This is a genomic window from Ruegeria sp. G7 (assembly GCF_056535465.1).
In genome coordinates this window covers 371620-392204 of sequence record NZ_JBQFIL010000001.1, presented here as the reverse complement: position 1 = coordinate 392204, position 20585 = coordinate 371620, and the positions used below count along the sequence as shown (strand labels likewise).

Below are 20585 nucleotides of genomic sequence, written 5' to 3'. Positions count from 1 at the left end.
TGATGAGACACGGGGCCTGAATCGGAGGGCATCATGGCACCATTAGACACCAAGCCATCAGGCGCACCCAAGGGCGTTTGGAAGTCAGGTAAAGGCAAGGGGCGGCACACGCCCAAAGGCCGTCAATTCACGGATGAGGCGCAGGCCGAGATCGCGCGCCTGTTGGGCGATCGCCCGCGCCGTCGTGATCTGCTGATCGAATTCCTGCATTTGATTCAGGATGCGCACGGCCATATCAGCGCCGATCACATTGCCGCTCTGGCGGTTGAGATGCGGGTTGGTCAGGCCGAAATCTATGAGACCGCGACCTTCTATGCCCATTTCGACGTGGTGAAAGAGGGCGAAACACCTCCGCCCGCGCTGACGATCCGTGTCTGTGATTCCCTCTCCTGTGAGATGGCAGGCGCCCAGCAATTGCAGAAGGCTTTGGAAGATGGTCTGGATCCGTCCGAGGTGCGTGTTGTTCGCGCGCCCTGCATGGGTCGTTGCGATACCGCTCCGGTGCTTGAGATTGGCCACAACCATATCGACCATGCGACCCCCGAGAAGGTGCAGGCTGCGATTGCTGCCGATGACACCCATGCACATGTGCCCGATTACGAAACCTTCGCGGCCTATGAGGCCAATGGCGGCTACGCAAAGCTGAAAGAGCTGCGCGCGGGCGGCGACTGGGAGAAGGTGCAGGAAGACGTTCTGTCCTCGGGCCTGCGTGGTCTGGGTGGTGCCGGTTTCCCGTCCGGCAAGAAATGGGGCTTTGTTCGCATGAACGAGGGCCCGCGATATCTGGCCGTCAACGGGGATGAAGGCGAGCCCGGCACATTCAAAGACCGTTACTATCTGGAGCGCACGCCGCATGTCTTCCTTGAGGGCATGCTGATCGCTGCATGGGCTGTCGAGGCCGAGACTTGCTTCATCTATATGCGCGACGAGTATCCGGCGGTTCTGGAAATCCTGCGCCGCGAGATTGCCGCGTTGGAGCAGGCCGGGATTGTTGAGCCCGGCTATATCGATCTGCGCCGGGGTGCCGGTGCGTATATCTGCGGTGAAGAATCCGCGATGATCGAGTCGATTGAAGGCAAAAAGGGCCTGCCGCGGCATCGTCCTCCGTTTGTGGCGCAGGTTGGGGTCTTCAACCGCCCGACCTTGGTGCACAATGTCGAGACGCTGTATTGGGTCACGAAGGTTTGCCGCGAGGGGCCGGAATGCCTCAACAGCACCGAAAAGAACGGTCGTAAAGGTTTGCGGAGCTATTCGGTCTCGGGCCGTGTGGCGAAGCCGGGTGTTTACTTGCTGCCTGCTGGTTCGACCATTCTGGACGTGATCGAAGCCGCTGGTGGCATGGCCGAAGGTCAGACCTTCAAGGCGTATCAGCCGGGTGGTCCTTCCTCTGGTCTGTTGCCCGCGTCGATGGACGACATCCCGTTGGATTTCGACACGCTGCAGCCGCATGGCACCTTCATCGGCTCCGCCGCTGTCGTGGTCCTGTCCGATCAGGATACGGCGCGCGATGCGGCGCTGAACATGCTACGGTTCTTCGAGGATGAAAGCTGTGGCCAGTGCACCCCCTGCCGGGCAGGCTGCGAAAAGGCGGTCAAGTTGATGCAGGCTGACAAATGGGACACCGATCTGTTGGAAGACCTTTGTCAGGTGATGGGCGACGCCTCGATCTGCGGTCTGGGGCAGGCGGCTCCGAACCCGATCCGCCTTGTCATGAAACATTTCGCTGACGAAATCTGAAGGGAGACAGAGCCATGCTAGACGCAAGCCCGAACAAAACCGTCACCTTCAACCTGAACGGCGAAGATGTCACCGTGCCCGAAGGCTGGACCATCTGGGAAGCCGCCAAGGGTCAGGGTTTCACCATCCCGCACCTGTGCCACAAACCGCAGCCGGGTTATCGCCCGGACGGCAACTGCCGCGCCTGTATGGTCGAGGTGGAAGGTGAGCGTACGCTGGTTGCCTCGTGCATCCGTCCTGCGGCGGACGGTATGGTGGTGAAAACCGACACCGAACGGGCCGAGAAATCGCGCGCCATGGTCATGGAGCTGCTGGTCGCGGATCAACCGGAAGAGGCGCACGATACCTCAAGCCATTTCTGGGACATGGCTAAGCTGAGTGATGTCAGCGACAGCCGTTTCCCGGCGAAAGAGGCCGAGAAAATTCCGCTGCTGGATGACAGCCACGTGGCGATGCGCGTCAATCTGGACGCCTGCATCAACTGCAACCTCTGCGTCCGCGCCTGCCGCGAAGTGCAGGTGAACGATGTGATCGGCATGGCCGGTCGTGGTCATACCGCGCAGGTTGTGTTCGACCAGAATGATCCGATGGGCGATTCAACCTGTGTGGCCTGCGGTGAATGCGTTCAGGCTTGCCCCACCGGCGCGCTGATGCCTGCCACCGTGTTGGACGACCAACAGCGCGGAGACAGCAAGGACTACGATAGCGAAACCGAAAGCGTCTGCCCGTTCTGCGGCGTGGGCTGCAAGGTTTCGCTGAAGGTGAAGGACGGTAAGGTCAAATATGTCGAGGGCATTAACGGCCCCGCAAACGAAGGCCGCCTGTGCGTCAAGGGCCGGTTCGGGTTCGATTACATCCATCACCCGCACCGCCTGACCAAGCCGCTGATCCGGCGCGAGGACGCCCCCGAGAAGGGCCTGAACGTCGATCCAAGCGATCTGTCGACCCATTTCCGCGAAGCGAGCTGGGAAGAGGCGATGGACCTCGCGGCCTCCAAACTGGTGGCCCTGCGCGACGAAGACCCGCGCAGCGTTGCAGGTTTTGGTTCGGCCAAATGCACCAACGAAGAAGCGTATCTGTTCCAGAAGTTCATCCGTCAGGGATTCCGTCACAACAATGTCGACCACTGCACCCGTCTGTGCCATGCGTCCTCTGTTGCTGCGCTGATTGAAAACGTCGGATCGGGCGCGGTGACCGCTGCGTTCAACGATATCAAGGACGCGGATGTGGCGATCATCATCGGGGCCAACCCGATCGAAAACCACCCGGTTGCGGCGACCTATTTCAAGCAGTTCGCCAAGCGTGGCGGCAAGCTGATCGTGATGGACCCGCGCGGCGTTGGCATGCGCAAGTTCGCCGACGAAATGCTGCAGTTCCGTCCGGGTGCAGATGTCTCGATGCTCAACGCGATCATGAACGTGATCGTCGAGGAAGAGCTCTATGACAGCCAGTATATCCACCGCTGGACCGAGAACTGGGAAGCCGAGAAAGAGCATCTGCGCCAGTTCACGCCAGAAGCGATGGCCCCAATCTGCGGCATTGAGCCGGACCAACTGCGCCGCGTCGCGCGCACCTTTGCGCAGGCCAAGGCGGGGCTGATCTTCTGGGGGATGGGCGTCAGCCAGCACATTCACGGCACCGACAATTCGCGCTGCCTGATCTCGCTGGCTCTGATGACCGGCAACGTTGGCAAACCCGGCGCGGGTCTGCACCCGCTTCGCGGTCAGAACAACGTGCAGGGGGCCTCGGATGCGGGTCTGATCCCGATGTTCCTGCCTGACTACCAGACTGTCACCGACGACGGCATCCGCGCCAAATTCAATGAGGTCTGGAATTCGGACGACTTTTCAAACGAAAAGGGTCTGACGGTGACGGAGATCATTGATCAGGCCTATCAGGGCAACATCAAGGGCATGTACATCATGGGTGAAAACCCGGCCATGTCCGACCCGGATGTGAACCACGCCCGCGATGCGCTGGCCAAGCTGGACCTGATGATCGTGCAGGACATCTTCCTGACCGAGACGGCGAACTATGCCGACATCATCCTGCCTGCCTCGGCGCTGTATGAAAAGAACGGCACCGTGTCGAACACCAACCGTCAGGTACAGCGCGTGCGCCCTGCCGTGCCGCCTCCGGGTGAGGCGCGCGAGGACTGGGCGATCACGGTCGAATTGGCGCAGCGCATCGGTTTGAACTGGGATTATACCGATGTGTCCCAAGTCTTTGCCGAGATGAAGTTGACGATGAATTCGCTCGATAACATCACGTGGGAGCGTCTGGAGGCCGAGACGATCACCTATCCATCGCTCAGCGAAACTGACCCCGGTCAGTCTATCGTATTCGGCGATGGCTTCCCGCGTGCGGACGGGAAAGCCCGGTTTACTCCGGCCAGCGTGATCCCGCCCGATGAGGCACCCGATGACGAGTTCCCGATGATCGCCACGACCGGCCGTCAGCTCGAACACTGGCACACCGGGTCAATGACCCGCCGCGCCAAGGTTCTGGACGCTGTCGAACCCGAGGCGAACTGTTCGCTCAATCCCCGCACGCTGAAACTGATGGGGATCGAACCGGGTGAGATGATCCGCTTGACCACCCGTCGTGGCTCGATCGAGATCATGGCGCGGGCCGACCGGGCGATTGCCGAGGATATGGTGTTCATCCCGTTTGCCTATGTCGAGGCGGCTGCGAACATCCTGACCAACTCGGCCATCGACCCCTATGGCAAGATCCCCGAATTCAAGTTCTCGGCCATTCGCGTCGAGAAGATCGAGGATGCCATCGCGGCAGAATAAAACGAGCACTAAGCAACTTTGGAAAGGCGGCCCTTTGGTCGCCTTTTTTACGCGCATCTCCGGTGTGCAAAACAGTGTCGATTTGCGGCCGCTTGAGCGCGGCGCGTCAGTAATCACGCTCGAAGAAAATACCCAGACCGGTTTCGCCGCGCCCATCCACCGTGCCTCGGACTGTGAAGCTATCGGTCACATCCAGGTTCAGGTTGACCTCGGTATCGCCTTCGGTATTGACGGTGAAATCGGTGTAAAGATTGTCACTCAGATAAGCTCCGGCGCCCAGACGCCCGGCACCGCCGGATGTAGCACCGATATCAACGGTATCTACACCGGTTGCGTCGCGTACACCCTTGGTCGCGTCCCCTCCTGCACCGCTGAGCTGCGCCAGCGAAGCTGCCATCTGCGCAATGACGAAGGGCGACAGTTCCGAGAAACGATTGCCGAAAAGCAACATCGCCAGCGCCTCTTCGGTGGGGCGCTCGGGGTCCGAGAATACGTCGATTTCCGGCGAATCCAGCGGACCCGCGATTTCGATGGTCGCGGTGCCGTCGGATGTGCTGGTCGAGGATTCAAACTCGATATACGGGGTCAGGTCGCCTTGCAGGGTGACCAGCCCCTTGGTCAGTGCCAATCGACGGCCGAGGATGTCAAAATTGCCTCGGATCAATTCGATTTGGCCGGATGGGACCACGGCTGTCGTGGTGCCGCCGATATTGATCCGCCCGCCAAGCTCGGCGTTCACCCCCCGACCGCGGACAAAGACTGCCTTCGGGGCCAGCAGATTGATGTCCAATGCGATACGCGAGTTGCTTTTTTCGGCGTTTTCGCTTTCGACGAGATTGGCGCGTTCGCGGGTCAGGAACCCGGCACGGCTTTCGTTCAGATGCTCCATCGGCGGGATCGGGGCCGCACCGACGGCACCTGCGGCGGCGGCGAGGTTGATGTTGGTCTCGCCGAAGTTGATCTGCCCGGCAATCGCGCTGTTGCCCGCCAAAGCCCCCGTCAGTGCGATCTGGCCGTTGAGTGTGGTCTCATAAAGCAGCTTGTCGGTCAGCACCAGATTGTTGAGCGCGGTGGTGATCTGCGCATTGAAGGGCGGCGTCAGGTCGACGGGGCCAGTGACCGTAAAGCCTCCGCCCGCGCGGACGCCGCCCCGCAGATCAATCGTTGCGCGGTTTTGGGCCAGCGTGACGGCCCCCGAGATGCCATTGATGGTCTGACCCACCTCTGGCAGCGCCATCGAAGTGCCCGAGGTCGAGATTGTACCGCTGAGCGCGCTCAGCGATGGCGCGCCCTTCAGGGCCAGATCGAAGCGTGCCGTGCCTTGCAGGCTGTTGGGCGAGATAAAGGCGTTGGCGATGCCGATATTGACCCCGCCTTGCATTTTCAGATCGGCGGTGCCGCTGGTTTCGTCAAACGTGCCTGCGACGGTGCTGTTGATCTGGGCTGGACCTTCGGCCTTGGCGTCGATTGTCCATTGGCCGGCGTCCCGCTTTGCCGTGCCCGTGGCCGAGACGGTGCCGGGGAAATCGGGGGCAAACCGTTCGATCCGGTTGAGGCGGGCGTCAAAATCCAGATCGGCCGCACCGTTTGTGTCGACGCTGCCCGACAGGCTGGCATACGAGCTTTCAGGTCCCAGAAGCCGGGCGGTGCCTTCCAGCCCCGAGCCGGTGGGGGCCACGTTGCCCTCAAGCCGCAGCGGGCCGGACAGGGTGGGCGAGAGGCGGTTCATGTCGTCCAGAGCTGCCGAAAAGGTCAGCCCGCCCGCGTCGCGGTCCAATTGGCCCGACGCATCGGCGGTCAGTGCCGTGCCGTTCAGCTGGAAGGTGCGGATGTTCAGGCCCTGCTCGTCATTCACTGCATCTATGTTCAGTGTGGTGCGGCCTTGCACCAGCCCGTCAACCAGATCGATACCGGTGCCGAGATCATCCGCCGTTACGTTGCCTTTTACATCAAAGGTCTTGCTGCCTTTTGCGCCCTGACCCGCAAGATCGGCCTTGACCGAGCCCGCTAGCTCACGCCCTACCAGCCCGGAAAACAACGACAAATCGGGCGCGTTCACCTTGGCCGAACCATCCACGGCAAGCTCACCCGTCGGGTCATCGATCGTCGCCGCGACCTCGGCGGTCAGGGCCTTGCCATTGATCGTCGCGCTGCGAATGACGATCTGATCATCCGAGCGCGCACCGTCAAAGTTGATCGTGGTGCGGCCCGTCAGCAGCGGATCGATATCGCTCATCCCGGTCTGGATATCGGTGCCGATCACGCTGGCCTGCCCGTCGAATTCCAGCGTCTGAACGGTGCCCTTGCCATCCAGCCGGGCCTGAACGGCTCCGGCCAGTTCGCGCTTGGCCAGACCTGAGAACACCGACAGGTCCGAGGCATTGACGCTGGCCTGCCCGTCGATCGAGACATTGCCATCCGGCGTTGTGACCGTACCGCTGGCTTGTGCGGTCACCGCCTCGCTGCTGATGGCGAATTCGCGGATGGTCACGCCGTCGGTGCCGCGCTTGGCGTCCAGCGTGATCTCGGTCTCGCCCGAGATCACCGGGTCGATATCGTCGCGCCCGGTGGACAGGTCGCGCCCGCTGATCACCACCTTGCCGTCAAAGCTGCGCTCAAGCGGTGAGCCGTTGCCCTGCACCCGGATCGAGGCCTCTCCGCCCAGTTGCAGTTGTGCCAGATCCGAGAATCGCGACAGGTCGCTGGCCCGCAACGTGGCGTTGCCATCTACCTGCAGCCCGGTCGCCAGACCGCTGATCACCGCATCCGCGCCCAGCGTATAATCGCTGCCGACCAGTTCGAACCCCGACAGTTCCAGCGACTGGTCGTTGCCGTAATCGAACTGGCCGTCCAGCGTGATCTGATCGCCTATCGCTACGCCCAGCGCCGGGTCGGCCATATCCAGCCCGTCCAGCACCGCCTGAAGATCGCCATCGACCGACAGCCCGTTGCTCTGATCCAAAGCGCCCTGACCGGTGATGCGTGCGTGATCCAGTTTCAGATTGGGTGTCGAGACAGCATTTGTGGTCAGGCTCAGGTCCCACAGATTGCCATTCTCGGCATTGAACAGCGCCGAGATTTGCGCCGCACCGATCGAGGTGTCGCCACCGCTGATGGGCAGCACAACACTATCGCCCTCGGGCGGCGTGATCCGGCCCTGCAGCGCAGCCAGTTGCAGCGTGCCGCCCGCGCCGAGACTGAGTTGGCTTTTCAGCTCCAACGCCTGCGAGGTGACTTCGATATCCGAGATATCCAGCGCGCCGTCGGGATGGGTACGACCATCGACGAACAGCTTGGTGTCGGTGCCAAAGAACGTGTCCATGTTCTCGGCCATAAACGGCGTCAGATCGCCGCCCAGATCGGCGGTGAAGGCGATGCCATCGGCGGCGGTCCCACCCTCTTCGGCGCTGCGCAGCCGGACCTGACCGGTGACGCGCAACTGCTGATCGCTGCTGAGGCCGATATCGGCAGTAAAATCGCTGACAGGCCCGGACCCTTTGGCCGTCAGTTCGATGGGCGGCGTGTCGGGCACGCCCAACGCGGTCGCGATCAACCCGCCCGAGGCTTCGGCGACCGTCAGGTCCAGATCGATCTGGCGGCTTGAATTGTCAAAGCCTGCCGTCAGGTCGATGGTATCGCCCGCCCGGTCCAGCCGGTCGATATCCAGCGTGGTGTCCAGCGCACCATCTGCGAGCGATAGGTTCCCGTTCACCTGCAGATCAGCCGCGACTCCGATCAGCGGCTCTCCCAGCGCCAGATCGTCTACGCGCAGCTCGCCGATCTCGATCGAGACCGGCAGCTCGGGCAGTTGAAACGGTTGTGTCTCGGCCGAGGGTGGGGGGCCTCTTTGGTCGTCGTGCCAGGCGCGCGGGCGATATCGATCTCTTGCGCCGTCAGCGCGTTGACCGAGAACCTCCCCCGCAGAAGCCCCAGCCGGTTCCAGTCCAGCTCGGCGTTCTTGATGGTCAGCCAGACGCCTTCGTCATCGGCAACCGTGATCTCCTGGATGGTGGCGCGGGAACTCAGCGCGCCCTGCAACCCGATTACGCGCACATTCTGGTCGTCGCCCGACAGGGTGTCTTGCAGGAAACGCTCGATCATGCTGCCGCCGTCTTCGTCCTGCGCGGCCACGGGGGCGGCGAAAGCCACCGAACTCAGCAGCAGGGGATATGCAACACGACGCATCAAAAGGCCTGTCCGATCCCAAGATAGAATTGCAACCCTGTGCCGGTGTCGCCCTGAACCGGTACAGCAAGATCAAAGCGCAAAGGCCCAAAGCCCCCCAGATCATACCGGATACCGATGCCCGCACCAGCGTGTTCTTCGGATCCGCTGCCGATGAAGGACGAAGTGTCGACCACGCCATAGTCGTAGAACCCGACCAATGAGATCGCGTCGGTCACGCGACCGCGCACCTCGGCTGAAAGTCCCAGAAAGGACTTGCCGCCCGCGACCCCGTCCCCGATGGGAATGCCGAGGCTTTCGAACGGCTGACCCCGAACCGTGCCCGCGCCGCCCGAGAAGAACAGGAAGTCTGGTGTGACCCCATCCAGCGATGGCCCGATGACCGATCCCAGCTGTACCCGCCCCGCCAGCACCAGCCGCCCGTTGGTGCCCAGATCGTTATAGGTGCGCCCGTCAAAGAACATGCGCAAACCGGTATCCGTTTCCGAAAACCCGATGAACGGCATCACCTGAGCGTCCAGAAAATACCCGCGGGTGGCGCTGACCTTGCTGTCGCGCTCGTCCCATTCGGACCGGAATGGCAGGATGAAATATCGGAATTTGCGTCCATCGCCGAATGCGTCGTCCGCGTCGGAATACTGAAACCCAGCCGAGGCTTCGGCATAGAACCGGTCCGAGAAGGTGCGCCGCGCGCCGTAAGCCAGCGAGGCGACGGTGACGTTGTAGTTCTCAGTATTGCGCCGTTCCAGCAGGGCACTCCAGAACGTGTTGTCATCGGGGCCCAGACGGTCGGGCTGATCCAGACGCAGGCCGATACGTCCGTCAATGTCCTCGGCCCCGCCGATGTTGCGGATGGCGGCCTCGAACCGCAGACGCTCGGCGCGGCGGAAAACGTTCCTGTGCGTCCATGTCGCCGTAAGGTCCACGCCATCGCGTGAGGCGATCTCGGCCCCGAAGGTCAGTCGGCGGGGGGGCAGGTCCTCGAATGTGGCGTCGAAATCCAGCGTGCCATCGGGGTTGGGGGTGTCCCGTTCCTGCAACGACACCACGCTGAACGTTCCGGTCCGGCGCAGCCGTGTACCGACCTTTTGCACCTGCTGAGGCGAGTAGACCTCGCCCGACGGGAAGCCAGCGATTTTTTCGATCGACTCGTGCCGGACCCGTGTGTCGCCCTGAATGATCATTTTGCCGAAAGTCAGTCGCGGCCCGGGAGCCAGATCAATCGTCGCATCCAGACGCGCCTGCGCATGTCGGGCGATGACTTTTTGATCGGCAACCCCGGCTTTGGCATGACCCGCATCGCGCCAGCCCTGTACGCCCGTCGAGGCAGCCTGCTGGATCGCGCCGGTTGTGGCGCGTTTGCCGGTGGCGAACTCTTCGGGCAGCACCGTATCAGGGGCCAGAGGTTGCACCACTGCTGTGCCGAATTTGAACCGCCGACCGCGCTGCACCGTTATCGCGGCGCGTCTGAATTGTGCGGGCACGTTCAGAGAGTTGATGTTCGCCGCTTCCTGACCGTCCAGTTTGATGCTGACCACCGGGCTGAAATATCCCTCATCGTACATGATCTGCACGATGGTGCGGTAATCGGACAACGCGGCCGAAAGGATCTCAAGTGATGTATCCAGACCTCGCGAGTCCGCATTGAGCACAGAAGAGGTTTCTTCAAGCCGATCAACGAGGTCCTCGGAAGCTCCGGGCGCTGTCAAGCTGGTTTCAAGTGCGGAAACAAGCGTTGGGGTCAGGGCTGCCAGTGTGCCAAAAAGCCAGCACCTCAGAACGCTGTGCGGTCCGCTCCGCTTCATCTTCCGGCTCCAACTGCCCCAAGTCGAAATCACTGTTGCCGCAAAATGCGTTGCTGCGGCTTGTTGACCTCATGTTAGATCATCTGTCGGGGCACAGGGGAAGTGCTAAAAGTCAGATGCCGGGCATTAGCGGCCTATAGGTCAGCGTTGCGGAACCAGCGAATGATCGCTGCGCGGTCTTCGGGCTCCATGTAGGTCACGTTGGCAGGGGGCATGGCGTGGGTGACGCCGGATTGCAGATAAATCTGTTGCGCGTTGCGGGCGATGTCGGCTTCGGTTTCCAGCAGCACCCCCTTGGGAGCCCACAGGATACCCTCCCAAACCGGCTCGCGCGCGTGGCACATCGAACAACGGCCCAGCACGATATCATGTGCGTCTTCGAACCCGTCGGCAGCAGCGAACTTCTGTTCGTAAGGTGTGAGCGCTGCAGCCTCGGCCTCGTCCAGCGTTTCGTGCATCGTGGCGGTCGAAAGCCACATGATCGCAAGGAAAAGCAGCGCGGTGACGGCCCATGTCCAAGTCGGGTTTCCGGCGCGGGCGTGGCGGGTGTTGAAGTAGTGCCGGATGGTCACCCCCATCAGGAACACAAGCGCTGCGATGATCCAGTTATACTCGGTCGCGAAGGCCAGCGGGTAGTGGTTCGACAGCATCAGGAACACGACCGGCAGGGTCAGGTAATTGTTATGGGTCGACCGCAGTTTGGCGATCTTGCCGTATTTCGGGTCCGGCGTGCGCCCGTTCTTGAGGTCATCCACCACGATGCGCTGGTTCGGCATGATGATGAAGAACACGTTCGCGGTCATGATCGTGGCCGTGAACGCCCCCAGATGCAGCATCATGGCGCGGCCGGTGAAAATCTGGTTATAGCCCCAGCCCATGACCACCAGCAGCGCGAACAGCAACACCATCAGCAGGGTCGGGCGCTCGCCCAAACCGGATTTGCACAGGTAGTCATAGATCAGCCAGCCGATGGTCAGCGATGCCGCTGAGATCAGAATACCCTGCCACAACGCCAGATCGGCCTTTTGGGCGTCGATCAGATACAGCTCTCCGCCGACCCAATAGACGATCATCAGCAGCGCAGCACCGCTTAGCCAGGTCGCGTAGCTTTCCCATTTGAACCAGGTCAGATGGTCCGGCATCCGCTCGGGCGCGACCAGGTATTTCTGGATGTGATAGAAGCCGCCGCCATGCACCTGCCATTCCTCACCATCCGCCGGGCCGGGGATGTTGCGGTTCAGGCCAAGATCCAGCGCGATGAAGTAGAACGATGATCCGATCCAGGCGATTGCGGTGATCACGTGCAGCCAGCGCACGCCAAAAGCCATCCAGTCCCAGAACACGGCGAAGTCGTACATGAAAGCTCTCTCCGATCAGTTGCCGTCACACTAGGCAAAGGGGCTTTTCTTCGGTATTCCCGTATATTGTCAAACTGTATCAAAAAAAACGATAAGATGTCCTATCTCGACAATATCCGCACCTTTGTTCGCGTCTACGATCTGGGCAGCATGTCCGCCGCCGGGCGAGACTTGCGAATTTCGCCGGCTGTGACCTCGGCACGAATTTCTCAGCTAGAGGATCATTTGGGCGTCCGCCTATTTCAGCGGACCACGCGGAACCTGTCGCCAACCGAGCAGGGCAAGGCGTTTTATCCCGGCGCGGTAGCTGTGTTGGATGCGGTAGACGAGGCCGAAGCACAGGTCACCCATCTGACCGAAGCGCCGCGCGGGTCGCTGTTTGTGGCCGCGCCTCTGGGAGTCGGGCGACGGCTGCTTGCGCCGCATGTCCCTGATTTTCTGTCTGAATATCCCGAGATCGACGTGCGTCTGCGGCTGACAGACCGGTCTGTCGATCTGACCACCGAAGGGCTGGATTTGGCGTTTTTCATTGGCCAGCCTGAGGACAGCACGTTGCGCATCCGCAAGATCGCAGATTGCCAGCGCGTGCTGTGCGCAGCGCCGGACTATATCGCGCGGCGTGGCATGCCGACGACCGGAGCCGAGCTGATTGCTGACAAACATGAATGTCTGAACCTGCGGTTTCCGGGCGCGACCGAGTTCCAGTGGATGCTGGAAACGCCGGAAGGTCCAAAACGGTTCGCCGTGTCAGGCCGGTTCGAATGCGACGACGGGGATGTGCTGACCGATTGGGCACTGTCGGGGCAAGGCATCGCGATGAAGCCGGTCTTTGAAGTGGCCGATCATCTCAAGGCAGGGCGCTTGGTGGCCGTAGCGACGCAAACCCCGCCTGTTCCGGTCCAGATGGCGTGCCTTTACACGCACCGGCGGCATCAGGATCCCAAGGCGCGCCTGTTCATGGATTTCATGATTGAACGGATCGGCAAGGTGGTCCGCACCTCGGAGCAATCAGCCTAGACGACCGGTGGAAGCGCGCTGCTTTAGCTGCCGCGATAGGTGGAGTAACCGTAGGGCGACAGCAGCAAAGGCACATGGTAATGCGCCTGAGGGTCGGACATGCCGAACCGAATGGGCACCTGATCCAGAAACAGCGGATCATCCCCGTCCTGACCGGATACACGCAAGTAGTCCCCGGCGTAGAAAACCAGTTCATAAATACCGGTTTCAAATTCATCCTGCGGCAGGATCGGGCTGTTGGTACGCCCGTCCGCGTTGGTCTCGGTCTCAGCGATCTTGTCACGGGCGTCGCCCGAAATCCGGTATAGCACAATGCGCAGCCCCTCGGCCGGGCAGCCGCGCGCCGTGTCCAGAACATGGGTCGTCAGATAACCTGCCACGGGGTGTCTCCTTTGAATTGCCTTTCGGTTTGTCACAGTCTGGCGCAAAGTTGAAAACAGTGGAAATGCCGAAAGAACCGGAAACAGCGTTCGGATTGATTTGATAATCCCGCGCGACGATCTGGTTTAAGGCTGTCGGGAACAGTAAACGAATTGGAACAAACCATGCAGCCGCCGCGTTACCCCCGAGACATGATCGGATACGGAGCCAACCCACCGGATGCCAAATGGCCGGGCGGCGCAAAGCTGGCTGTGCAGATCGTGCTGAACTACGAAGAGGGCGGCGAGAATTGTGTTCTGCATGGCGACGCGGCCTCCGAGGCGTTTTTGTCCGAGATCGTCGGTGCCGCGCAATGGCAAGGACAGCGGCATTGGAACATGGAATCGATCTATGAGTACGGCGCGCGGGCCGGGTTTTGGCGATTGCATAGGTTGATGAAGGACCTGCCGATCACGGTCTATGGCGTCGCGACCGCGCTGGCGCGGTCTCCGGATCAGGTTGCCGCGATGAAATCCGCTGGGTGGGAGATCGCCAGCCACGGCCTGAAATGGGTCGAGCACAAGGATATGCCCGAGGACGAGGAGCGCGCGCAGATCGCCGAGGCCATCCGCCTGCACACCGAAGTGATCGGAGAACGTCCGCGCGGGTGGTATACGGGGCGCTGCTCCGAAAATACGGTTCGTCTGGTGGCGGAAGAGGGCGGGTTTGCTTACGTCTCGGACACCTATGCCGATGATCTGCCCTATTGGATGCAGACCGGGGGGCGGGATCAGTTGATCATGCCATACACGTTGGACTGCAACGACATGCGCTTTGCCACACCGCAGGGGTTCAATGCGGGCGATCAGTTCTATTCCTATCTCAAGGACAGCTTCGATGCGCTCTATGCTGAGGGCGAGGCAGGTGTGCCCAAGATGCTCTCGATCGGTTTGCATTGCCGTCTGATCGGGCGACCGGGGCGGGTCATGGCACTGAAACGCTTTCTGGATCACGCGCGCGGGTTCTCGGATGTGTGGTTTGCCACGCGCCTGCGGATTGCCGAGCATTGGGCCAAGACGCATCCCGCCGCCCGGCATCCCAAACCGTCGCAGATGGACCGAGAGGCGTTTGTCGCAGCTTATGGGGGCATTTTCGAGCATTCAGCATGGATCGCGGAGCGTGCTTTTGATCTTGAGCTTGGCCCGGCGCATGATACGGCGGGCGGGCTGCACAATGCTCTCGCGCGGATGTTCCGTTCGGCTTCTGAGGCGGAACGCTTGGGCGTGTTGACAGCCCATCCCGACCTTGCGGGCAAGCTGGCGCGGGCCAAGCGGTTGACGCAGGAGAGCACGTCGGAGCAGGCCTCGGCGGGCTTGGATGCGCTGACGGATGAAGAACGGGCGGCGTTTACTAAACTGAACCAGCGTTATACCGAGAAATTCGGGTTCCCGTTCATCATTGCCGTGCGGGATCATGACAAAGCCTCGATCCTGCAAACCTTTGAGCGGCGGATCTGTCAGGATCGGGATACGGAACTTGCCGAAGCCTGCCGTCAGGTTGAACGCATCGCCGAGTTCCGGCTGCGGGATGTGTTGCCCTCATGAAACGGATCGTGGTTGAGCCGATCTCGGTCGAGGCATTCGCACCCTTTGGTGATCTGATCGAGGTTGTGGGAGAGCCCGACAAGATCATCAATCAGGGACAATGCGGGCGGTATCACGACCGTGCGGCGTTTGAATTTGCGGACGGTCGCGCGGGGCTCAGCCTGTTCAACGCCAATCCGCGTGCGTTGCCCTATCGGCTGGAGATGGTCGAGCGGCATCCCGAAGGCAGTCAGGCGTTCATCCCGATGACGCATCAGCCGTTTCTGGTGGTTGTAGCGCCGGATGAGAACGGGCGACCGGGGCGGCCTCGGGCCTTTGTCACGCAGCCGGGGCAGGCGGTGAACTATCATCGCGGCGTCTGGCATGGTGTTCTGACACCGCTGCATGGGCCGGGGCTGTTTGCGGTGGTGGACCGGATCGGGGCGGGGGATAACCTGGAAGAGTTCTGGTTCCAGGACCCTTACGAAGTGACCGAACGCTGAACCCGGACGCTCCCGCCCGGTCCGGGTGCATCGAAGATGCCCCCGGACCCGTTGGGCCGGGCAGCGCGCGGGCAAGCCCGCCCGCTGCGGTCAGGCGTCGGCCATCAGGCGGGCCACATCCAGCATCCGGGCTGAGAAGCCCCATTCATTATCATACCAGCCGAAGAGACGAACTTGATGCTGTCCGATCTGGCGGGTCTCGGGGCCTGCGAGGATCAGGGATTCAGGTCGTGCGCGCAGGTCGGACGAGACAAGGGGGTGGTCGGTCCAGCCCAGAACCTCTGAGGCCGCGATTGCTGCGCGCAGCGCGTGGTCAAACTGTTCGGCGGTCATGCCGCGTTCAAGCGTCGCCACGAGGTCAACCGCCGAGACGCTTGCAGTTGGAACCCGAACCGCCGCCCCCGAGATGCGCCCGGCCAGATGGGGCAGGACCACATCGATCAGATGCGTGGCGCTGGAGGTTGTGGGCACCATCGACAGCGCACCGGCGCGGGAACGCGCGAGGTCTCCGCGCGGGGCGTCGACCATGGGCTGGCTGTTGGTATAGCAGTGGATCGTGGTCATATGGGCCGACACCAGCCCGCCCAGCGTATCTAGCAGCTTGACCAGCGGGGCCAGACCATTGGTGGTGCATGACGCATTGGACACGATCCGCGCATTGCCCAACTGGTCCTCGTTTGCCCCCAGCACCACGGTCAGCTCAGCCGCGGGAGAGGGGCCGGAGATCAACACCTTACCAGCACCTGCGCCCAGGCCCCGGCCGGCAACATCCGACGTCCGCGCAATGCCGGTGCAATCCAACATGACGTCGACACCAGACAGGTCCACCCGCGCCAGATCGGTGCTGTGCGACATCGGGATGATACGCTCATCAATGACCAGCGCGGCATCCCCGCACGTGACGGAACCGGGGTAGGGGCCGAAGGTGCTGTCGTATTGAAACAGATAGGCGCAGGTCTCGATCGGCGCGATATCGTTGATCAGTACCAGTTCGATGTCCGAATGCTGCGGCAGGCTGAGGACCTGACGCAGAATCGTGCGGCCAATACGGCCGAATCCGTTGATCGCAATTCTCATGGCTCAGCTATGGCAGGCCGGTTATGCGACCTCAATGATTGGATTGTACCAATTTTCAGCCGCAACTGACCTGCGAGAAAAACTGGCCCGAGATGTTCTGATACATGCTGGAACGGATCACCTTGCAGCCGGTCGCCTGCTGGATCGCGGCAATCGCCTGAATGGTCCGCAAACGGGGCGGAGGGCCGAACGGGTTCAGATTGTTATTGTCCCGCGTCGCCCGGTAGACCACAGGAGCATCCGAGACCTGCGTGACCGCCCAGGTGCGGCTCATCACGGAGACGGATTTGGTTTCCTCCTTGGCGGCGACTGGGGCCGCGTTAAATGCCGTAAGGCCAAGTGTGGTTGCCAGTGCAATCGTCGTTCCGCGCAGTAACATCGAACTCTCTCCAGTGCTGAAATCTTATTTGATTTCATCAGATTCCAGCGATTCTGGGAACCCCCGCACGGCAATTTGCCGCCACAGCAGGCCGCGCTTTGGGTCAGCGGACAGGTGGCGCAAGCGGCATATGGCGGTTCACATCTTTATACAGCAGATAGCGGAACCGCCCCGGACCGCCAGCATAACAGGCCTGTGGGCAGAAGGCGCGCAGCCACATATAGTCGCCCGCTTCGACCTCGACCCAGTCCTGATTGAGGCGGTAAACAGCCTTGCCCTCAAGCACATAGAGGCCATGCTCCATCACATGGGTTTCGGCGAAAGGGATCACGCCGCCGGGTTCGAACGTGACGATGTTGACATGCATGTCGTGGCGCAAATCCTGCGGGTCGGCAAAGCGGGTGGTGGCCCAGCGCCCCTCGGTTCCCGGCATCGCAATGGGGGCGATATCACGCTCGTTGGTGATGATCGGATCTGGCGCGGGCAGGCCTGGTACTGCCTGATAGGCTTTGCGGACCCAATGGAAGCGAGCAACGACGTCAGATCGGTTGTGCAGCGTCCAATCGCTGCCTGGCGGGATATAGGCATAGCCGCCGGTTTCCAGATCGTGGGTTGTTTCGCCCAGCGTCAGGCGCACGCCACCTTCCACCACGAAGATCACGCCTTGCGCATTGGGATCGGTTTCGGGCTGGTCGCTGCCGCCGCCGGGCTGAACCTCCATGATGTATTGCGAGAAGGTCTCGGCAAATCCGCTGAGCGGGCGGGACAGGACCCACAGGCGCGTACCCTCCCAGAAGGGCAGAAAGCTGGTGACGATGTCCCGCATCGTGCCTTTGGGGATCACCGCATAGGCATCAGTCAACATGGCGCGGTCGGTCAGAAGCTGTTCTTGCCCCGGATGCCCGCCTTTGGGCGCATAGTAGTTTGGATATGTCATCGGATGCCTCTGGTTCGTCTTGCGTCACTATCTTCCGAATGCGCGTGCCATCCTAGCGGCAGGCTTGCGATAGGTTTGTTCGGGATATTTTGAAGGTGGACGGCAGGGGCTTGGCCGCGGTCGCGCAGAGGTATATCCTTGAGAGCAAATGTATTTCAGTTCAGAGAGGCGCTCATGAAAGCCCGGATTTCTATTGCGATGGCCACCGTACTGGCCCTCGGCGTCAGCGGGGCCGTACAGGCCAAGCCGATTTCACGAATCATCGCCGAGATGGGGCTGACGCCTGCCGATTTCGAAGTGGTGAACGCCGCCTCCAATGCGTTGCTCAGTGCGGGTGCGCCTTCGGTGGGGCAGCAGCGGGCATGGGTTAATGACGCCACCGGCTCGAACGGGACAGTTCGCATTCAAAGTGTAGAAGGCAACTGCGTGATCCTGCAGCATGTTGTCCAACCCGAGGGCTCCGGCGAAAGCCGCGATATCCGGACGCGCCGGTGCAAGACTGCCGATGGCAATTGGTTGCTGGCCCCCTGAGGATCAGTAGCCGAGCTGCCGGTCGACCTCATGCAATAGGGCGGCACCGGATTGCAGCCTGCGGAAATTCTCGGCCACGTCGGATAGCGCATCGCCCAGATGCCAGCCCGAGACATGCGGTGTGATCGTGATGCCCGGATGTTGCCACAGCGGGCTGTCCGACGGCAGCGGTTCCTGCCGAGTGACGTCCAGAACCGCATGAGCGGGGGAGCCCTGGTCCAGCGCCGTGATCAGCGCGGCCTCGTCAATCAGGTCGCCGCGACCGGCGTTCAGCAAATGGCTGCCGGGTTTCATCGCCGCCAGCATTGGCGCGTCGAACAGGTTCACCGTGGCAGGGGTTGAAGGCAGGATGGCGCAGACATAGTCGCATTGGCGCAGCATCTCGGGCAGCGCGTCGTCGCCGTGCAGGCAGGTGACCCCGTCGAAGTGTTTGGGGGACCGGCTCCAACCCATCACCTGAAATCCCACCGCGCGCAGCATCTGGGCGGTGCGCCCACCGATGTGGCCCAACCCCAGAACGCCGACCACGGTATCAGGGGTGAACAGAGGGGCCTGAGGGGCCCATTCGGCGCGGGACTGTGCGGCCTCGTATTGCTGCATGTGGCGCTGGGCGCGCAGGATGTAGGCTACAAACCACTCGGCAATACCCTGCGCCGGGGCGTCGGGTTTAAGGCGAGCGACGCGGACGTGATCCGGCAGGTTCGGATGGCTGACGATGGTTTCGACCCCGGCCCCAAGTTTTTGCACCAGTTGCAGATTGGGCAGCCGCTGCGGAAGGTCAGACCGAAGAGTTGACACCGCAACCATCTTGATCTGGCCAGCATCCCCAATGGTCTCGGGCGTGCGCACATCGGCTGCAGGATCGTGCTTTCGGATTTCGCGGGCGATGTTTTCGTTTGTCAGCCAACCCGAGTGGCCCGTATCCACCAACAACGCCATATGCGCAGCTCCTTCGTTCATTTTGTCCAAGTGACGTGCCGTCACGCAACTGGACAGCCCGCGTGCAGCTAAGCCATCCTTTGCGCAAAGGTAAAGGCCGGTGCGTTACGGCGGGGAGGATTTTCATGACCATGACATTTGGACTGCGCGACGAGAACCGCGCCCTGCTGCAGCGCGTGGCCGACATGATCCGCGATGAGGTCATGCCGCTTGAGGCGGAATATCAGGCCGAAATCAACAAAGGCGATCGCTGGCAATATACCGCGCGTCAGACTGAAATCCTTGAGGGGCTCAAGACCAAAGCCAAGGCGGCGGGTCTTTGGAACTTCTGGCTGACCGACAGCGACAAGGGCTTTGGTCTCAGCACCGTTGAATACGCCTATTTCGCAGAAGAGATGGGCAAGACTCCGTTGGGGGCCGAGGTGTTCAACTGCTCGGCCCCTGACACGGGCAACATGGAAGTGTTCGAACGCTACGGGTCGGACTCCATGAAAGAACAATGGCTGAAGCCGCTGCTTGAGGGTCAGATTCGCTCGGCCTATCTGATGACCGAACCGGATGTGGCCTCGTCCGATGCCACGAACATCTCCATGTCCTGCGTGCGGGATGGGGAGGGCTACGTTCTGAACGGCGAGAAATGGTGGGCGTCGGGGGCGGGTGATCCGCGCTGCAAGGTGTATATCGTGATGGTCAAGACGGGCGGAGACGATCTGCCCAAGCACCAGCGCCAGTCGATGATCGTGGTGCCCGCGGACACGGCCGGGATCGAGGTGCTGCGCCCGATGGAGGTCTATGGCCATGACGACGCGCCTCATGGGCATATGCACATCCGTTTCACCGACGTCAGGGTTCCGGCGGAAAACATGCTGCTGGGCGAAGGGCGGGGGTTCGAGATTGCGCAGGGCCGCTTGGGACCCGGGCGTATTCATCATTGTATGCGCGCCATCGGTCAGGCCGAAGCTGCGTTGGAGCAGATGTGCAAGCGATCGCTGCAGCGCGAGGCCTTCGGCAAGAAGCTGGCGCAGCTGGGCGCAAATTACGACATCATCGCTGAATGCCGGATGGAGATCGAAATGGCCCGTCTGCTGTGCCTGAAGGCGGCGTGGTACATGGATCAGGGCGATGCGCGGGCGGCGGCCCCGTGGATCAGCCAAATCAAGACCGTGGCCCCTCGGGTGGCGCTGAAAGTGATCGACGAGGCGGTGCAGATGTTCGGCGCGCAGGGGATCAGTCAGGACACCCCGCTGGCGATTGCGTGGACTCATGTGCGCACCTTGCGGCTGGCGGATGGGCCGGATGCGGTGCACCGCCGTCAAATCGCGCGAGCCGAGTTGAAGAAATACACGCAGGAAAAGGTCTGAGGCGACGGAACCGCG

General features: G+C 61.6%; 16 protein-coding genes. 7 read left to right on the top strand and 9 right to left on the bottom strand.

The features are described 5' to 3' along the window. The first annotated feature begins 33 nt into the window (after positions 1–33). Together ACR3EN_RS01930 and fdhF are read left to right on the top strand one after the other, a co-directional pair. A complete protein-coding gene (locus ACR3EN_RS01930) occupies positions 34–1737 on the top strand; it encodes an NAD(P)H-dependent oxidoreductase subunit E (RefSeq protein ID WP_480819316.1) in 1704 nt (567 codons plus the stop codon). Between the two features lie 14 nt (positions 1738–1751). Further along, positions 1752–4535: a formate dehydrogenase subunit alpha gene (gene fdhF / locus ACR3EN_RS01925; protein ID WP_480819317.1), complete on the top strand. Its 2784-nt coding sequence runs from the start codon at positions 1752–1754 to the stop codon at positions 4533–4535. A 106-nt stretch (positions 4536–4641) separates the two neighbouring features. Here fdhF and ACR3EN_RS01920 read toward each other — a convergent pair whose 3' ends face one another. From ACR3EN_RS01920 to ACR3EN_RS01905, 4 genes are all read right to left on the bottom strand, one after another. Next, positions 4642–8247 (bottom strand): translocation/assembly module TamB domain-containing protein, encoded by a 3606-nt coding sequence (locus tag ACR3EN_RS01920; protein WP_480918386.1) that lies wholly within the window; start codon positions 8245–8247, stop codon positions 4642–4644. Positions 8248–8297: 50 nt separating this feature from the next. After that, positions 8298–8720, bottom strand: a complete 423-nt coding sequence (locus tag ACR3EN_RS01915) for a hypothetical protein (RefSeq protein WP_480918385.1) — start codon at positions 8718–8720, stop codon at positions 8298–8300. After that, positions 8720–10525: an autotransporter assembly complex protein TamA gene (locus ACR3EN_RS01910; RefSeq protein WP_480819319.1), complete on the bottom strand. Its 1806-nt coding sequence runs from the start codon at positions 10523–10525 to the stop codon at positions 8720–8722. The genes ACR3EN_RS01915 and ACR3EN_RS01910 overlap by 1 nt, the downstream gene beginning before the upstream one ends. Before the next feature lie 134 nt (positions 10526–10659). Continuing rightward, complete coding sequence (locus ACR3EN_RS01905) at positions 10660–11883, bottom strand: urate hydroxylase PuuD (RefSeq protein WP_480819320.1); 1224 nt, start codon at positions 11881–11883, stop codon at positions 10660–10662. 96 nt (positions 11884–11979) lie between these two features. Between ACR3EN_RS01905 and ACR3EN_RS01900 the strand changes: the two genes are divergently transcribed. After that, positions 11980–12900: a LysR family transcriptional regulator gene (locus tag ACR3EN_RS01900; protein WP_480819321.1), complete on the top strand. Its 921-nt coding sequence runs from the start codon at positions 11980–11982 to the stop codon at positions 12898–12900. Between the two features lie 23 nt (positions 12901–12923). Here the strand turns inward: ACR3EN_RS01900 and uraH are convergent, their stop codons facing one another. Continuing rightward, on the bottom strand, positions 12924–13280 hold the full coding sequence (uraH, locus tag ACR3EN_RS01895) for a hydroxyisourate hydrolase (RefSeq protein ID WP_480819322.1): 357 nt from the start codon (positions 13278–13280) through the stop codon (positions 12924–12926). A 165-nt stretch (positions 13281–13445) separates the two neighbouring features. On the opposite strand from uraH, the gene puuE reads away from it, so the two are divergent. Further along, on the top strand, positions 13446–14864 hold the full coding sequence (gene puuE, locus ACR3EN_RS01890) for an allantoinase PuuE (RefSeq protein ID WP_480819323.1): 1419 nt from the start codon (positions 13446–13448) through the stop codon (positions 14862–14864). Beyond that, on the top strand, positions 14861–15346 hold the full coding sequence (locus ACR3EN_RS01885) for an ureidoglycolate lyase (RefSeq protein ID WP_480870279.1): 486 nt from the start codon (positions 14861–14863) through the stop codon (positions 15344–15346). The genes puuE and ACR3EN_RS01885 overlap by 4 nt, the downstream gene beginning before the upstream one ends. Before the next feature lie 90 nt (positions 15347–15436). Here ACR3EN_RS01885 and ACR3EN_RS01880 read toward each other — a convergent pair whose 3' ends face one another. From ACR3EN_RS01880 to ACR3EN_RS01870, 3 genes are all read right to left on the bottom strand, one after another. Next, positions 15437–16423 carry a type I glyceraldehyde-3-phosphate dehydrogenase gene (locus ACR3EN_RS01880; protein WP_480870276.1) on the bottom strand — a complete coding sequence of 329 codons (987 nt, stop codon included), beginning with the start codon at positions 16421–16423 and terminating at the stop codon, positions 15437–15439. A 55-nt stretch (positions 16424–16478) separates the two neighbouring features. Then, complete coding sequence (locus tag ACR3EN_RS01875; protein WP_480870273.1) at positions 16479–16802, bottom strand: hypothetical protein; 324 nt, start codon at positions 16800–16802, stop codon at positions 16479–16481. A 103-nt stretch (positions 16803–16905) separates the two neighbouring features. Next, entirely contained in the window at positions 16906–17739 is an 834-nt protein-coding gene (locus ACR3EN_RS01870; RefSeq protein ID WP_480819326.1) for a bifunctional allantoicase/(S)-ureidoglycine aminohydrolase, read from the bottom strand. 174 nt (positions 17740–17913) lie between these two features. Here ACR3EN_RS01870 and ACR3EN_RS01865 point away from each other — a divergent pair, with 174 nt between their 5' ends. After that, entirely contained in the window at positions 17914–18270 is a 357-nt protein-coding gene (locus ACR3EN_RS01865) for a hypothetical protein (protein ID WP_480819327.1), read from the top strand. A 3-nt stretch (positions 18271–18273) separates the two neighbouring features. Here the strand turns inward: ACR3EN_RS01865 and ACR3EN_RS01860 are convergent, their stop codons facing one another. Next, a complete protein-coding gene (locus ACR3EN_RS01860) occupies positions 18274–19230 on the bottom strand; it encodes a 2-hydroxyacid dehydrogenase (RefSeq protein WP_480918384.1) in 957 nt (318 codons plus the stop codon). A 104-nt stretch (positions 19231–19334) separates the two neighbouring features. On the opposite strand from ACR3EN_RS01860, the gene ACR3EN_RS01855 reads away from it, so the two are divergent. Then, positions 19335–20570, top strand: a complete 1236-nt coding sequence (locus ACR3EN_RS01855; protein WP_480819329.1) for an acyl-CoA dehydrogenase family protein — start codon at positions 19335–19337, stop codon at positions 20568–20570. Positions 20571–20585 lie beyond the last annotated feature (15 nt).